At 69.5% G+C, this 16,565-nt stretch carries 10 protein-coding genes; 8 read left to right on the plus strand and 2 right to left on the minus strand.

The annotated features are described in order from the left end of the window. Nucleotides 1-185 precede the first annotated feature (185 nt). The 7 genes from ST3T6A_RS0111505 to trxA are packed head-to-tail and all read left to right on the plus strand — an operon-like array spanning nucleotide 186 to nucleotide 11,457. A complete protein-coding gene (locus ST3T6A_RS0111505) occupies nucleotides 186-2,534 on the plus strand; it encodes an ATP-binding protein (RefSeq protein ID WP_019833076.1) in 2,349 nt (782 codons plus the stop codon). After that, on the plus strand, nucleotides 2,531-2,992 hold the full coding sequence (gene tsaE, locus ST3T6A_RS0111510; RefSeq protein ID WP_019833077.1) for a tRNA (adenosine(37)-N6)-threonylcarbamoyltransferase complex ATPase subunit type 1 TsaE: 462 nt from the start codon (nucleotides 2,531-2,533) through the stop codon (nucleotides 2,990-2,992). Before ST3T6A_RS0111505 ends, tsaE begins: the two co-directional genes overlap by 4 nt. Next, nucleotides 2,989-3,981, plus strand: coding sequence for an aminoglycoside phosphotransferase family protein (locus ST3T6A_RS0111515; RefSeq protein ID WP_026359645.1), 993 nt, complete (start codon nucleotides 2,989-2,991; stop codon nucleotides 3,979-3,981). Before tsaE ends, ST3T6A_RS0111515 begins: the two co-directional genes overlap by 4 nt. Beyond that, a complete protein-coding gene (locus ST3T6A_RS0111520; RefSeq protein ID WP_019833079.1) occupies nucleotides 3,978-4,745 on the plus strand; it encodes a nucleotidyltransferase family protein in 768 nt (255 codons plus the stop codon). Before ST3T6A_RS0111515 ends, ST3T6A_RS0111520 begins: the two co-directional genes overlap by 4 nt. Beyond that, nucleotides 4,738-7,671, plus strand: a complete 2,934-nt coding sequence (addB, locus tag ST3T6A_RS0111525) for a double-strand break repair protein AddB (protein ID WP_019833080.1) — start codon at nucleotides 4,738-4,740, stop codon at nucleotides 7,669-7,671. The genes ST3T6A_RS0111520 and addB overlap by 8 nt, the downstream gene beginning before the upstream one ends. Beyond that, nucleotides 7,668-11,081 (plus strand): double-strand break repair helicase AddA, encoded by a 3,414-nt coding sequence (gene addA, locus ST3T6A_RS0111530; protein WP_019833081.1) that lies wholly within the window; start codon nucleotides 7,668-7,670, stop codon nucleotides 11,079-11,081. Before addB ends, addA begins: the two co-directional genes overlap by 4 nt. A 55-nt stretch (nucleotides 11,082-11,136) precedes the next feature. Beyond that, on the plus strand, nucleotides 11,137-11,457 hold the full coding sequence (trxA, locus tag ST3T6A_RS0111535) for a thioredoxin TrxA (protein WP_019833082.1): 321 nt from the start codon (nucleotides 11,137-11,139) through the stop codon (nucleotides 11,455-11,457). 22 nt (nucleotides 11,458-11,479) lie between these two features. Here trxA and ST3T6A_RS0111540 read toward each other — a convergent pair whose 3' ends face one another. Together ST3T6A_RS0111540 and argJ are read right to left on the minus strand one after the other, a co-directional pair. Beyond that, nucleotides 11,480-12,274: an inositol monophosphatase family protein gene (locus ST3T6A_RS0111540; protein ID WP_019833083.1), complete on the minus strand. Its 795-nt coding sequence runs from the start codon at nucleotides 12,272-12,274 to the stop codon at nucleotides 11,480-11,482. 4 nt (nucleotides 12,275-12,278) lie between these two features. Continuing rightward, entirely contained in the window at nucleotides 12,279-13,505 is a 1,227-nt protein-coding gene (gene argJ / locus ST3T6A_RS0111545) for a bifunctional glutamate N-acetyltransferase/amino-acid acetyltransferase ArgJ (RefSeq protein WP_019833084.1), read from the minus strand. 292 nt (nucleotides 13,506-13,797) lie between these two features. Between argJ and secA the strand changes: the two genes are divergently transcribed. Then, complete coding sequence (gene secA / locus ST3T6A_RS0111550; RefSeq protein WP_019833085.1) at nucleotides 13,798-16,554, plus strand: preprotein translocase subunit SecA; 2,757 nt, start codon at nucleotides 13,798-13,800, stop codon at nucleotides 16,552-16,554. The last annotated feature ends 11 nt before the right edge of the window (nucleotides 16,555-16,565 follow it).

A 16,565-nucleotide genomic window follows, 5' to 3' on the forward strand; every position in this document is an offset into this window, starting at 1 on the left:
GCCGGGCGGAGCGATCGCGCCGCCCCGGCTTTCGAGAGGAACCCGAAGCGCCCCGCCTGGATCCAGGCGGGGCGTTTTTGGTATGGGGAGCCCGTCGCCGCTTCCGGTTTGACGTCATCCCGCCTAGACAGGCGGGGTGGGGGCCGAGACGTGATGGCGGAACAAGGCGAGTGGGGCGTAGCGGCGTGATTGAGCTGAATCCTCTTCACGCGACGCTGGCGGGTTTGATCGTCGCGATCTGGCTGGCGGCGGCGATCGTCGCGGTCATCTTCGGATGGCAGCGGGGGCATTCGGCCAGAGCGGCTGTCGCGGAACTCGCGCGGTTGCGCATGATGCTGGCGGGCGCGCCGGTGCTGCCGATGCTGGTGACTGCTGACGGGCGTGTCCGCGCGCATGAGCGGGTGGCCGACTGGTTCGGGCTGGAACGCTCGCCCCGCTCGCTGCCCGATCTCGCCGCGCGGCTGGACCCGCTGGATGCCGAAGCCCTGACGAGAGACGTGCTGACTGCCCAGAGGGGTGGAGCCGCCTTCGCGCGCGCCGTCCGTCCGGTCGGGGCGGGGCGGGTGCTGATGGTGCGTGGGCGGCCCGCGGCGGAGGCGCTGGGCGAAGGCGCGGCGCTTCTCTGGCTGTTCGATGCGACCGAGAGCGAGGAGGAGATCGATAGCCTCGACTCCGAGCGCGGGCGGCTGGCCGATGCGCTGGATGCACTCGCCGGGCTGATCGAAGCCGCGCCGATCCCGATGTGGCACCGCGGGCCGGACCTTCGGCTGAGCCTCGTCAATTCGGCCTATGTCCGCGCGGTGGACGGTGTCGACGCGCATGGCGTGATCGAGCGCGGGCTGGAGCTGATCGAGGGCCACGGCCCCGGCAGCCCCATCGCCACCGCCGCTGCCGCCCGAGACGAAGGCGAGATGTCCGTCCGCACCGTGCCCGCCACGATCGGCGGCGAGCGGCGCACGCTGCGCGTCGTGGACGTGCCGCTCGGGCCGAGCGGGATTGCCGGTTATGCGGTCGACGTCGAGGAGGTGGAGCAGGCCAAGGCCGATCTCGTCCGCTTCGAGGATGCGCAGCGCGACATGCTTGATCGCCTCTCCGCTGGTGTCGCCCAGTTCGCGGCGGACCGGCATCTGGTCTTCTCCAACTCGGCCTTCCAGCGGCTGTTCGCGATGCTGCCCGAATGGCTCGCCGATCGGCCCGAGTTCGATCGTGTGCTGGAACGGATGCGCGAGGCGGATCGCCTGCCCGAAAGCCGGGATTTCCCCGGCTGGAAGGCCGAGCGCCGTCGCTGGTTCCTCTCCGAGACGGCGCAGGAGGAGGCGTGGCAGCTCCCGTCCGGCACGCACCTGCGCGTCGTGGGGCAGCCGCTTCCCGATGGCGGGATGCTGATGATCTTCGAGGACCGCACGGAGCAGGTCCGCCTCCGTGTCGAGGCCGACACGCTGCTGCGCGTGCGGACGGCGACGTTCAACAACCTCTATGAGGCGGTCGGCGTGTTTGCGGCGGACGGGCGGCTCCACCTCTGGAACAACCGCTTCCGCGAGGTGTGGGAGTTGGAGGAGGAGGAACTCGCCCGCCATCCGCGTGTCGATGCGCTGGTGCAGATGGTGAGCCCGCGTCTCGCCAATCCTGCGCGGGGCGGCCTGATCCGTGAGCTGGTGCGACTTGCCACCACGGATCGGCAGAGTCGGGTCGGCCGCATCGCGTTCGCCGACGGGCGGCACTTCCAGTTCGCGGCGGTGCCTCTGCCGGATGGCAATGCCCTCTTCACGCTGCTCGACATCACCGACAGCCTGCGCGCAGAGCAGGCGCTGCGCGACCGCGCCGCCGCGCTGGAGGAGGGGGATCGCGTCAAGTCCGCCTTCGTCGCGACGATGAGCTATGAGCTGCGCACGCCGCTCACCTCGATCGGCGGCTTCGCGGAGATGCTATCGGCCGGGTTCGCCGGCCCGCTGAGCGATCGGGCGAAGGATTATGTCGGCTCGATCATCGCCGCCTCGGCGCGGTTGGGGCAACTCGTCGACGAGGTGCTGGACCTGACGCGCAGCGCCGCCGGTCATCTCGATCTGGAGCATGTGCCGATCGAGCTGGACGCCATCTGCCGCTCGGCGGTCGAGGGGCTGTCCGACGCGGCGCGGACGCGCAAGCTGGAGCTGATCGTCGCCATCGAGGACAATGTCGGGCAGGTTTCCGGCGATGTCCGCCGCCTGCGCCAGGCGATCGACCATGTGCTGCGCAATGCTGTCGATTATACACCGGAAGGCGGACGGGTCTTCTTCCACGCCAGCGGCGACAGGGAGCAGGCGACGATCATCGTTTCCGACAATGGCCGCGGCATCGAGGCGGAGGAGCGCCAGCGCATCTTCGATCCCTTCCACCGTACCACCGTGAAGGGGGATCGGCGCGAGGGCTCGATCGGCCTCGGCCTGCCGCTCACCCGTCATTATATCGAGGCACATGGCGGCAGTGTCTGGCTCGAATCCGAGCCGGGCAGCGGCACGACGGTGTCGATCCGCCTCCCCAGGACGACTGCATGACCCGTACCGGAACCATCCCTCTCCCCGATGCCGCCGCCACCGAGGCGCTGGGGCGTGCGCTTGCGCCGCTGCTGCGCGCGGGCGATGTCGTGGCGTTGTTCGGCGATCTGGGCGCGGGCAAGACCAGCCTCGCGCGCGGCGTTCTGGCGGCGTTGGGCCTCGCAGAGGAGGCGCCGAGCCCGACCTTCGCCATCGTCCAACCCTATGCGCCGCCCGAGGTGTCTCTGCCGGTCGCCCATGTCGATCTCTATCGTCTCGACGATCCCGAGGAGGCGGAGGAACTGGGCCTCGACGAACTGCTGGAGGACGGCGTTCTGCTCGTCGAATGGCCCGAACGGCTCGGCGCGGCGCTGTGGCCCGAAGCCCTGCGCCTGGCGATCGAGCCGGACGGAAGCGGCGGCCGTCGCTTGACTTGGACCGCGCCCGCGCCATGGGAGGCGCGATGGCCACCCCGATGATTCCGCCCGCCCACGCCCCCGCTTTCCTGGCCGCGAACGGCTGGGAGGGCGCCGCGATCCTGCCGCTTGCCGGCGATGCCTCGTTCCGGCGCTATTTCCGCGTCGTGCAGGAGGGGCGCACCGCCGTCTTGATGGACGCGCCGCCGACGCATGAGGATCTCGGTCCCTTCATTGCGATCGCGGAGCATCTGGGGCGGCTCGGCCTGTCATCGCCACAGAGCTATGCGGTGGATCGCGAGGGCGGGCTGCTGCTGCTGGAGGATTTCGGGGATCGCCTGGTTGGCCCGCTGCTCCGCGCAGGCGAGACGGATCAGGAGGCCGCGATCTATCGTGACGCGATCCTGCTGCTGGCGCGGCTCGGCGAGCAGCCGGTGCCAGAGGGGCTGCCGTCCTATGATATGGCGGTGATGCGCCGCGAGGTCGGGCTGTTTCCGGAGTGGTATGCGCCCGCCGTCGGCCTCGATCTCGACAGGGCGAGCTGGGATCAAGCGTGGGAGGCCGTGCTGCCGCGCGTCGCCTCGCCCAAGCCGCCGGTGCTGGTGCTGCGCGACTATCATGTCGACAACATCATCCTGCTGGAGCGCTCCGGACTGAAGCGGTTGGGCCTGCTCGATTTCCAAGACGCGCTGGCGGGACATCGGGCCTATGATCTCGTCTCGCTGCTTCAGGATGCGCGCCGCGACGTGTCGCCCGCGCTCGAAGCCGGGATGCTGGAGGCCTATGCTGCCGAGGCCGGGATCGAGGATGTCGAGGCCTTCCTCGCCGACTACGAAATCCTCGGTGCGCAGCGGAACACCAAGATCCTCGGCATCTTCACGCGTCTGTGGAAGCGCGACGGCAAGCAGACCTATCTGCCCATGCAGCCGCGCGTGTGGGGCTATCTGGAGCGCAATCTCACCCATCCGGCGCTGGCCCCGGTGGCGGAATGGTTCGATCGGAACGTGCCCGCCGAGTTGCGGGCGGCCTTCTGGACGGAGTTCACGGCATGACGAAGTTCGCCAAGCCCCTCACGCTCCGTCCCGATCCCAACGCGGCGCAGGCGCAGCCCGAGACGGCGATGCTGCTCGCCGCCGGCCTCGGCAAGCGGATGCGCCCGCTGACGGCGACGCGGCCCAAGCCGCTGGTGGAGGTGGCGGGGCGTTCGCTGCTCGATCATGCGCTCGACCGGGTGCGCGCGGGCGGCGTGCGGCGCGCGGTGGTCAACGTCCACTATCTGGCGGACGCGCTGGAGGCGCATCTCCATCGCCAGTCGGACGGGCTCGACATCCTCGTCTCGGACGAGCGTGCCGAACTGCTGGAGACGGGGGGCGGCGTGGTCCATGCGCTGCCCCTGCTGGGCGATCAGCCCTTCTACGTCATCAACACGGACAATCTCTGGGTGGACGGCCCGGTCGACACGCTCCGCCTGCTCGCGCGGAGCTGGGACGATGAGCGGATGGACGCCCTGCTGCTGGTGGTCGCACTGGCGCGTGCGACCGCGCATGGCGGACAGGGCGATTTCCACATGGACGCCGCCGGCCATCTCCGTCGCCGCGAGCCGCGCCGGATCGCGCCCTTCGTCTATACCGGCATCCAACTCGTCTCCCCGCGCCTGTTCCGCGATGCGCCGGAGGGGCCTTTCTCGATGAACATCCTGTGGGATCGCGCGATGCGGGAAGACCGCGTCTATGGCGTGGTGCATCAGGGCTTGTGGTGTGACGTCGGTACGCCCGCCGCCATCGCCGTCGCCGAGGACATGCTGCGGCGTGGCTGAGCGCGCCACGCCGGCGCTGTACACGGTTCCGGCGCACCGGCCTTTCGCCGACGCGCTGGCCGCCGGCCTGATCGCGCAGACCGGCGGCGACCGGCTGGCGCTGGCGCGGGGCCTCATTCTCGTGCCCAACAACCGCGCCGCGCGGGCGGTCAGCGACGCCTTCGTCCGCCGGGCGGAGCATGGCCTGCTGCTGCCCCGTCTGGTCGCGATCGGCGATCTGGAGCTGGGTGACGGGCCGGGCCATGCGCTCGATCCCGCCGATGCCGAGCCGGTGCCGCCCGCCGTCGATCCGATGGTCCGCCGCATGATGCTGGCGCGGCTGGTGTCCGAGGAGCGGGCGAAGATCGGCGAGCCGGTTGATGCCGCCGAGGCGGTCCGCCTCGCGCAGGCGCTCGCCCGCACGCTCGACCAGATGATGGTCGAGGAGAAGCCGCTGCGCGCACTGGCGGAACTGGACGTGGAGGCCGACCTCTCCGAACATTGGCAGCGCGCGCTTGGCGTGCTGACGGCGGTGCTGACGCGCTGGCCGGACGAGCTTCGGGCGATGGGCCGCATCGATCAGGCGGAGCGCCGCAACCGGCTCCTGGATCGCGCGGCGGTCGCATGGCGCTCGGGCACAGCACAGGGTTTCGTTGTCGCGGCGGGCATCATCGATACGGCACCGGCGGTTGCCCGGCTGCTGCGGACCATCGCGTGGATGCCGGAAGGCAGGGTGGTGCTCCCCGGCCTCGATCTTTCGATGCCGCAGGAGGAATGGGACGCGCTCGGCCCCGACGAGGACGGCCGCGCGATCGAGACGCACCCCCAATTCCACCTGAAGCGGCTCCTCGACCGCATGGGATTGGCGCGCAGCGAAGCCGAGCGCTGGGGCTGGGGCGGCGGCTCCGAGGCGGCGGCGTCCTCCGCCGCGCGAGGACGGGCGATCGCCAACGCCATGAAACCGGCCGCCTTCACCGGCAAATGGCAGGAGCTTCCGCCCGCCGAGCGCCGCCTGTCGGGCGTGCGGGCGCTCGAATGCGCGACCCCGGCCGAGGAGGCACAGGCCATCGCCATCGCGCTGCGTCAGGCGATCGAGACGCCCGGACGCACCGCCGCGCTGGTGACGCCGGACCGGACGCTGGCGCGCCGCGTCGCCGCGCATCTCTGGCGCTGGGGCATCGTGGTGGACGATTCCGCCGGCCGCCCCCTGTCGGCAATGCCTTCGGGAACGCTGCTGACCGCGATCGCAGAGGCGGCTGCGAGCGGCTTCGCGCCAGTGGAGCTGCTCACGCTCCTCAAGCATCCGTTGGTGACAGGCAGCGTCGAGCGCTGGCAGTGGCTGGCAGCCGTCCGCGCGCTGGATATCGCGCTCAGGGGACCCAGGCCGGCGCCCGGGCTCGCGGGCGTGAGCGGGCTGGTCCGCGACCCTGAGAACAAGCTGGACGGCGTTTGGTGGAGCGGCGTGCTGGACATCCTCCAGCCGCTGGAAGAGGCTTTCTCCGGCCGCGTGACATTGCCTGCCATGCTCGCGGCGATCCGCGAGGCGGCCTCGGCGTTGACGCAGGAGGAGGCGTGGGCCGGCCCCGCCGGACGCGCCGCCGCCGAGCTGTTCGAGGCGCTGGAGGCTTCCGCGCCGCTCGGACCGTCCGAACTGGCGCCCGCCGCAGCAGGCCCTATGCTCGCTCGGTTGATGGACGAGGTGTCGGTGCGGCCGCCGCAGGGTGGCCATCCGCGCGTATCCATCTGGGGCCTCATCGAGCAGCGTCTCCAGCACGCCGATTTCGCGGTCGCGGCGGGACTCAATGAGGGCGTGTGGCCGGCGTTGCCGAGCCCGGACCCATGGCTCAGCCCGCGCGTCCGGCGGGAGCTGGGCCTGCCGGGGCTGGAGTGGCGGATCGGCATCGCCGCGCATGATTTCGCAAGCCTGCTCGGTTCGCCCAGCGTGCTCGTCACGCGCGCCCGCCGCGATGCGCGTGCGCCGGCGGTCGCCTCGCGCTTCTGGCTGCGGCTGGAGGCGATGACCGGCGGTATCGCCCGCGCGCCGCATTTCCGCCGCTGGAGCGCCGCCATCGACCGGCCGGATGCTTTCGCGCCCGCCGACCGTCCGCGTCCCGCTCCACCAGCCGACGAGCGTCCGCGCAAGCTCGCCGTGACCCGCCTCGACCGCCTGAAGGCCGACCCTTACGCCTTCTACGCGCAGGAGATGCTGAAGCTCATCAGCCTCGATCCGGTCGATGCCGAGCCTAGCCCCGCGTGGCGAGGCAGTGCCGTCCACGAGGTTTTGGAGGCTTGGGCCAAGGAGGATGGCTGCGATCCCTCCAAGCTCGCCGCCCGCGCGGAGGCGATGCTCGACGGCATCACCGCGCATCCGGTACTGAAGGCGCTGTGGGCGCCGCGCCTGCGGGAATCCATCGCGTGGATCGCGGACGAGATGCTGGCGGCGCTGGCGACGGGGCGGAAGCCGCTCGTCGCCGAGGTGTTCGGCGAGCGTGAGATCGATGGGATCAAGCTCTACGGCAAGGTCGACCGGATCGACCGGATGCCCGACGGTAGCCTCGCCATCGTCGACTACAAGACCGGCCAGCCGCCGGGCACGAAGCAGGTCGCGGCGGGCTATGCGATGCAGCTCGGGCTGCTCGGGCTGATCGCGGAGAATGGCGGCTTCAAGGAGGTGTCGGGCAAGGCCGGGGCCTTCGAATATTGGTCGCTGGCGCAGAAGGACGGCAGGCTCGGCTATGTCGCACCCGCGACCGGCAAGCGCGCCGGCATCGATCCGGCCGAGTTCACCGCATTGGCCTACCGCAATTTCGCGGAGGCGGCCGCCAAGTGGCTGACGGGTGACGAGCCTTTCCTCGCCAAGCTCCATCCCGAGCTGGCACCCTATGCGGACTATGACCAGTTGATGCGTCTCGACGAATGGTATGGCCGGCAGGGGGACGGGGCATGAGCAGCCGCATCTCACCCCTGAAGCCGCTGGAAGGCGCGCAGGCCGAGGCCTCGCACCCGGAGCGGCTGGTCTGGTTGTCGGCTTCGGCGGGCACGGGCAAGACGCACGTGCTGACCGCGCGCGTGATCCGCCTGCTGTTGGCGGGGAATGATCCGGCGTCGATCCTCTGCCTCACCTTCACCAAGGCGGGCGCGGCCGAGATGGCCGACCGCATCCATGCCCGCCTTGCAAGCTGGGTGCGGATGAGGCCCAATCATCTGAGCCAGGAGTTGTTCGCGCTGGGCGAACGGCATGACAGCGAGGCGGTCGCCAACGCGCGCACGCTCTTCGCCCGCGTGCTCGACGCGACGGGCGGGGGCCTGCGCATCCAGACCATCCATGCCTTCTGCCAGACGCTGCTGGCCGGCTTCCCGTCGGAGGCGGGGCTGGTGCCCGGCTTCCGCCCGCTGGAGGATCGCGAGGAGCAAGCGCTCGGCTATGCGACGCTCGCCGAGATGCTGGTGGCGGCGGAGCGGAGCGGCGACTTCCCGCTCGTCCGCGACGTGCAGACGCTGAGCCGCCGCTTGGGCGAGCAGGGTGCCGAGGGTTTCCTCCGCCAATGCGCCCGCGCGCCGGACGCGATGGAGGCGCTGGGCGTCGGCATCGAGGCGAAGCTCCGCCGCGCGATGGATGTGCCGGACGGCGATATCGAGCGCGCCATCGCCGAGGCCTGCGCCGACGACCGCTTCGACATCCGTACGCTGCAACGGGTCGCTGCGGCCAACGCGGGCTGGGCGACGGCGCGCGGTCTGGATCGGGCGGACGTGATCGCCCGCTGGCTGGCCGGATCGGCGGAGGCGCGCGCGGAGGGGCTCCAGGCGCTGCACGAGGTCTGGGCGACCAAGGCGGGCGAGCCGCGCTCCTTCGCCAAGGGGCAGGCGCCGCAGGAAGATGGCTATGCGGAGGACGCGATGAGCCTCCATGACCTGTGCGGCGATCTGCTCGCGCTGCGCGTGAAGGCGGCTTATGCCTCGACGCTGGCGGCCGCCTTGCGCGCGGGGCAGGCCTATGCGCGTGCCTATGCGCAGGCCAAGCGCTCGGCCGGCGCGGTCGATTTCGACGATCTGATCCGCACAACCGTCCGCCTGCTCAACACCGATGGCATGGGCGAGTGGGTCCGCTTCAAGCTCGACCAGCGCACCGACCATATCCTCGTCGACGAGGCGCAGGATACGAACGCGCAGCAATGGTCGATCGTGGCGGCGCTCGCGAGCGAGTTCTTCGCTTATGAGCGCGCGCCCGAGGATGCGGTCAGGACGATCTTCACCGTCGGCGATTTCAAGCAGGCGATCTTCGGCTTTCAGGGCACCGATCCGCTGGCGTTCGAGGCGGCGGCGCGGGCTTTCTCTTATCGCGCGGAGGGCGGGGGTCAGACGATCCAGCGCCTCTCGCTCGACCGCTCCTTCCGCTCGACGCCACCGGTGCTGGCGGTGGTGGACCGGATGATCGCGTATCTGGGCGCGGGCGCGCTCGGCCTCGTCGACGACGTGCCTCCTCATGAGGCGGCGAAGAAAGGCGCGGGCCGCGTGATGCTCTGGCCGCCAGTCTCGGCCGGGCAGGCCGAGGATGTCGCGACCGGCGAGGAAGGCTGGCTCGACGACGCCACCCGGCTTTTCGCCGACAGGCTGGCGCAGCAGGTGAAGGCATGGATCGACGCGGCGCCGTGGATCGGCACGCGCGGGCGGACGCTCCGGCCCGAGGATGTGATGATCCTCGTCCGCAAGCGCGGCGATCTGGCCTCGCTGATCGTGGCGCGGCTCCATGCGCATGGCGTGCCGGTGGCAGGCGTGGATCGCCTCCGCCTCGACGCGCCACTGGCGGTGCGAGATCTGCTCGCCGCCGCCCGGTTCGCGCTCCAGTCGAGCGACGATCTGACGCTGGCCTCGCTGCTCGTCTCGCCCCTGTTCGGGATGTCGCAGCAGGAGATTTACGGGCTCTGCTACGGCCGTAAGGGCTCGCTCTGGTCCAACCTGCCCGAGGGAGAGGCGCGGGATGGGCTGAACCGCATCCTCGGCGCGGCGGATCTCGTGACGCCCTATCGCTTCTTCGAGGAGATACTCTCCGGCCCGCTCGACGGGCGGCGCAAGCTGCTCCGCCGGCTGGGCGAGGAGGCGCGCGATCCGATCGAGGAACTGCTCAACGCAGCGCTGCTGTTCGAGGAGAATGGCACGCCGTCGCTCCAGCTTTTCCTCGACTGGTTCGATCGCGGCGAGGTGCAGATCAAGCGCGATCCCTCCGCGCCGCTCGATGCCGTGCGGGTGATGACGGCGCATGGATCGAAGGGGCTTCAGGCGCCGCTGGTGGTGCTGGCGGATGCGACCGGCGACCCGGATCGCTCGCCCGGCGGCGGGATCGGCTGGGCGGCCGAGGAGGGCGCGCCTCCGGTGCCGGTGATCCGCCCGCGCAGCCACGAGCGGTTCGCCCCGTTCGATGCCCTGATCGACAAGCAGGAAGAGCGCGAGCTGGAGGAGCATTGGCGCCTCCTCTACGTCGCCGCGACGCGGGCCGAGGAGTGGCTGGCGGTGGGCGGCGCGTTGGGGCCGATCGCGAAGGGCGTGGTGCCGGCGCGGAGCTGGTATGCCGCCATGGCCGCCGCGCTCGACGGGCTGGAGGCGAGCGCGATCGAAGACCCGCTCTGGGGCACGACGCGTATTCACGCAGGCGGGGAGACGGAACGCTCCGCTCCCCGTGAGCCACGTGAGGTCGTGCCGGAATCGCCGCCGCCGGCCTGGCTGCGCGCGCCAGCACCTCAGGAGAGCCGTCCGCCGCGGCCACTGGCGCCGTCCGCGATCGGCAACGACACCGTCGCCAATCCCCCGCCCAACCCCGCGATGCGCGCGGCGGCCGAGCGCGGGCGCTGGCTCCACGCGCTGTTCGAGAGGCTTCCCGCGCTCCCGCCGGAACGTCGCGAGGCGGCGGGGGAGCAATGGCTGGAACATTCGGCCGGAGTTGCCGACGCGACGCTTCGGGCCGGGCTGGTGGCGGATGTCTGCAAGACCATCGCCGATCCGCGGTTCGCTGCGATCTTCTCTCCGCAAGCGCTGGCGGAGGCGCCAATCGCCGCTGTCGTGGAAGGGCAAGTGGTGGCGGGCACGGTCGACCGCCTGCTGGTGACCGAGAGCAAGGTCACCATCGTCGATTTCAAGACCGGGCGGCGGGTGCCGTCGGGGCTCGCGGCGGTGCCGGAGCATCATCTCGATCAGATGGGCGCCTATGCGGCCGCGCTGGCGGCGATCTTTCCCGGCCGCGCGATCGAGGCGGCCCTGCTCTACACGGCGGGGCCGAAGCTGATCCCGCTCGCCCCCGAAACATTGGCGGCGCACAAGCCGGACTTGGCGGGCAGGGAGCAAAGTTTGGCATCCGCCGGTTGAGGCGAGGCACCGACGCGCCTACATCCGTTTCCAAAGTGAACCGGAGTATCGCCCCATGGCTACCAAGACTGTCACCGATCAGAGCTTCGCAACCGACGTGCTGGCCGCCGATGGCCCCGTGCTCGTCGACTTCTGGGCCGAGTGGTGTGGCCCCTGTAAGATGATCGGACCGGCGCTCGAGGAGCTTTCGGAGGAGCTGGGCGAGAAGGTGACGATCGCCAAGCTGAACATCGACGACAATCCCGACGCGCCGGGTCGTTACGGCGTGCGCGGCATCCCGACGATGATCCTCTTCAAGGGCGGTGCGCCTGCGGCCACGCAGGTCGGCGCCGCGCCGAAGAGCCGCCTCAAGGCATTCATCGAAGAGTCGCTCTGATCTGGACGGCTGGGCCTGAGGCTCAGCCGAACAGACGCTCCGCCGCTTCGTCCCACAGTTGGGGCGAGGCGGCTGCGAGCAGGCCGGGGCGGTCGTCGCCCAGCCGATAGGGCTTGCCGTCGATCCGCGCGATCCGGCCGCCCGCTTCCTCCAGAAACAGCGCGCCGGGCGCATGATCCCACGGCATGGCCCGCCAGAACAGCGCGAGGTCGTTGGTGCCCAGCGCCAGACGCGGATATTGCTCGCCCGCGCAGTGCGGGATGTCGGCGATGGTGATATGCCCCTCGGAGCGCGCCATCACGCTCGCGCGGACATCGTCGGGCAGATAGCGAGTCGCGAGCGCGCCGATCGGCTGCGCGCCGCCGGTCGGGCGCGCAGTGATGCGCTGGCCGTCGACATAGGCGCCGCCGCCCAGCACGGCATGGCACATCCGCCCGCCGACCGGATCGAGTATCCAGCCGGCCTGTACGACGCCGCCTTGCGCCAGCGCCACCATCATCGCGAAGGGGGTGCGGCCCGCCGCGAAGTTGCCGGTGCCGTCGAGCGGATCGACGATCCAGGCGGCGCCTTCGGTCGCGCGGAGGATCAGCGAGGCGTCCGCCGCCACGCCTTCCTCGCCCACCACATGGCTGCCGGGGAGCAACGCCGTCAGCCCCTCGATGAGCAGGGCTTCCGATTCCTTGTCGGCGATGGTGACATAGTCGTCGGGCGCTTTTTCCTCGATCTGCCCGGCTTCGAGCTTCTGGAAATGCGCCATCAGCACGTCGCGGCCGATCCGTCGCATCAGGGCGTCGGCACCAGCATGGAGGGCGTGCATCGGCTTAGCTCCGATAGTCGGCGTTGATCGAGATGTAGCCGTGGGTGAGATCGCAGGTCCAAACCGTCGCGCGGCCCTCGCCGAGGCCGATATCGACGCCGATGCGGACGTCCTGCCCCTTGAGGTGGGCGGCGACGGGGGCCTCGTCATAGCCCTCCACCGCGAGGCCGCCGGTCGCGACCTGCGTGTCGCCGAAGCGGATCGAGAGCTTGTCACGCTCGGCCGGTTCGCCCGCCTTGCCGACGGCCATGACGACGCGGCCCCAGTTGGCGTCCTCGCCCGCGATGGCGGTCTTCACCAGCGGCGAATTGGCGATGGAGAGTGCGATCGTCCGCGCGCTCTCGTCGGAGGTGGCGCCTTCCACCACGATCTCGATGAACTTGGACGCGCCCTCGCCGTCGCGCACGACGAGCTGAGCGAGCTGGAGGCACACATCCTGAAGCGCCGCCGCGAAGGCGTCCGCGCCGGCATCGTCGAATGAGGCGAGGGGGGCGTTGCCCGCCTTGCCGGTCGCGAAGGCGAGCACCGTGTCGGAGGTCGAGGTGTCGCCGTCCACCGTGATGCAGGAGAAGCTGCGGCCGTTGGCGGCGGACAGGATCTGCTGGAGGAAGGCGGGCTCCACCGCGGCGTCGGTGAAGAGGAAGCCGAGCATTGTCGCCATGTCCGGCGCGATCATGCCCGAGCCCTTGATGACGCCCGCGATAGTGATCGTCCGGCCGTCCACGATCGCCGTGGCCATCGCGCCCTTGGGGAAAGTGTCGGTGGTGGAGATCGCGGCGGCGACCTTCTTCCAGCCACTCTCGGGCGCTGCGAGCGCGAGGTCCACGCCCGCCTCGGCGGTCGGGATGGGGAGCGGCACGCCGATCACGCCGGTCGACGCCACGAACACGTCGGACGGCTGGCACCCGGTCGCGGCCGCCACGCGCGCGGTGATGGCTTCCACGGCGGCGCGGCCCTTGGCGCCGGTGAAGGCGTTGGAGTTGCCCGCATTCACCACCAGCGCCCGCGCGCGGCCGAGCGGCAGCGCATCGCGGCACCACTCCACCTCGGGCGAGGGGCATTTGGACTGGGTGGTGACGCCCGCCACCGCTGTGCCTTCGTCGAACAGCGCCAGCGTCATGTCGTCGCGCGTCCATGCCTTATAACCCGCGCGCACGGTGGCGAGGCGGACGCCTGCGATCGGCGGCATGGCGGGGAAGGGCGTGGCGAGGGGAGAGGTGGCGTCGGACATCGGGCGGGCCTCTGGCTGGCGTCGGAATGATCGGTTGGCTCGGTGGCGACCTCGGGGAAAGATGTCCACGCTTTTGTTGTCCGGCGCATGTCGGCGGGGCCGGTTCGTCGCCGTTCCGGCCGCAACCGTCTCAAAATGAACGAGCCTCCCGCGACCGGACCGCAGACTTCTCCGCGCCACCCGAATTGACACCCCAACCCACGCTCCCTAGATCAACCGCCTACTCGCGCGGGGGGTCGCGGGGCGTCTAGGCGTGCCCGTATCCGCCGTCCCATTTCGATTAGGAACGCTCATGCTCGGCGGCATCGCCAAGGCCATTTTCGGTTCGTCCAACGACCGCTATGTGAAGTCGCTGCGCTCCATCGTGGCGAAAATCGCCAGCTATGAGCCCACCATCTCGGCCCTCGACGACGCCGCGCTCGCCCATCAGACGGTGCTGTTCCGCGAGCGGCTGGAGCATGGCGAGACGCTCGACGATCTGCTGCCCGAAGCCTTCGCGACCGTCCGAGAGGCGGCCAAGCGCGTGCTCGGCCAGCGCCATTACGACGTGCAGATGGTGGGCGGCATCGTCCTCCACCGGGGCGAGATCGCCGAGATGCGCACGGGCGAGGGCAAGACGCTCGTCGCCACGCTTGCCACCTATCTCAACGCGCTGACGGGCAAGGGCGTCCATGTCGTCACCGTGAACGACTATCTCGCCAGCCGCGATGCGGACTGGATGGGCCGCGTCTATCGCTTCCTGGGCCTCACCACCGGCGTGATCGTGCCCAATATCCCCGATTTCCAGCGCCGCGAAGCCTATCACGCCGACATCACCTACGGCACGAACAACGAGTTCGGCTTCGACTATCTGCGCGACAACATGAAGTATGACCGCAGCCAGATGGTGCAGCGGCCTTTCAACTTCGCGATCGTGGACGAGGTCGACTCGATCCTGATCGACGAGGCGCGCACGCCGCTCATCATCTCCGGCCCGACCGACGACAAGTCGGAGCTGTACATGGGCGTTGACGCGGTGGTGAAGCAGCTCTCCGCTGACGATTACGAGATCGACGAGAAGCAGCGCTCCGTCGTGCTCACCGAGGACGGCACCGAGCGGATCGAGCGCCTGCTCGAAGCGGCCGGCCTGCTCGAAGGCGACAATCTCTACGATTATGAGAACACGCAGGTGGTCCACCACCTGAACCAGGCGCTGAAGGCCAACGCCGTGTTCAAGCGCGACACCGACTACATCGTGAAGGATGACAAGGTCATCATCATCGATGAGTTCACCGGCCGCATGATGGACGGCCGCCGCTGGTCGGATGGCCTGCACCAGGCGGTCGAGGCCAAGGAAGGCGTCAAGATCGAGCCCGAGAACCAGACGCTCGCCTCGATCACCTTCCAGAACTATTTCCGCATGTACCCGAAGCTCGGCGGCATGACCGGCACGGCGGCGACCGAGGCGGCCGAGTTCTTCGACATCTACAAGATGAACGTGGTCACCATCCCGACCAACGTGCCGATCCAGCGCGTGGACGAGGATGACCAGTTCTTCAAGAACATCCACGACAAGTTCGGCGCCATCGCCAAGGCGATCCGCGACAAGCAGGAAAATGGCCGCCAGCCGATCCTCGTCGGCACCGTGTCGATCGAGAAGAGCGAGCTGCTGTCCGAGTTCCTCCAGAAGGAGGGCGTCGTGCACAAGGTGCTGAACGCTCGCCATCACGAGAGCGAAGCGCATATCGTGGCGCAGGCGGGCCGTCTGGGCGCCGTCACCATCGCCACTAACATGGCCGGCCGCGGCACCGACATCCAGCTCGGCGGCAATCTCGAGTTCCGCATGCTCGACGAGTTCCCCGATCTCGTCGAGGGCACGCCCGAATATGAGGCGCAGGCCGAGAAGATCCGCGCCGAGATCGCTGTCGAGAAGCAGCAGGTGCTCGCCAATGGCGGCCTGTTCGTGCTCGGCACCGAGCGGCACGAGAGCCGCCGCATCGACAACCAGCTTCGTGGCCGTTCGGGCCGTCAGGGCGACCCGGGCCTCAGCCGCTTCTATCTGTCGCTCGACGACGATCTGCTGCGCATCTTCGGGCCCCAGACGCTCTTCGCGCGCATGATGCAGAAGAATCTGGAGGACGGCGAGGCGATCGTCAGCCCCTGGATCACCAAGGCGATCGAGACCGCGCAGAAGAAGGTCGAGGCGCGCAACTACGACATCCGCAAGCAGGTCGTCGAATATGATGACGTGATGAACGACCAGCGCAAGATCATCTACGAGCAGCGCGCCGACATCATGGATTCGGAGACCGTCGATGACGTCACCGACGAGATGCGCGGCGAGACGGTGTCGGCGCTGGTCGGCGATGCCTGCCCGGTCGGCTCCTATCCCGAGCAATGGGACGGCGAGACGCTCCAAACCCGCGTCGCGGAGGTGTTCGGCCTTGAATTGCCGATCGTCGAGTGGGTCGGCGAAGAGGGCATCGAGCCCGAGACGCTGGCCGAGCGCATCAAGGAACAGGCCGACGCGCAGATCACCGCCAAGATCGAGGAAATCTCGGTCGATAGCTGGCGCGGCGTGGAAAAGAGCGTGCTTCTCCAGACGCTCGACGAGCATTGGAAGGACCACCTCTCGCGTCTGGACTCGCTGCGTCAGGTCATCCACCTGCGCGCCTACGCCCAGAAGACGCCGATCAACGAGTATAAGGCCGAGGCCTTCGCGATGTTCGGCCGCATGCTCGACGCGATCCGCGAGGACGTGACGCGCATCCTCGCCAACGTCACCTTCCAGGCGCCGCCGCCGCTCCCCGAGCTGCCGGAGTTTCTGACCAGCCACCTCGATCCGCTCACCATGACGGACGATGCCCAGCCCGCGCTCGACGCGCCGGCTTTCGGTTCCGACATGGGTTTCGTGACCACGCGCCTCGCGATGCCGCAGATGCAGTCGCAGGACGATGAGCAGCCGGTGCTCGGTGACGATCCGGCCTCATGGGAGGGGCAGGTGAGCCGCAACGCGCCGTGCCCCTGTGGTTCGGGCAAGAAGTACAAGCACTGCCACGGCGCGCTCTGAGTTCGGGAAAG

The organism is Sphingomonas sp. PR090111-T3T-6A (assembly GCF_000383095.1).
GTDB lineage: Bacteria > Pseudomonadota > Alphaproteobacteria > Sphingomonadales > Sphingomonadaceae > Solisphingomonas.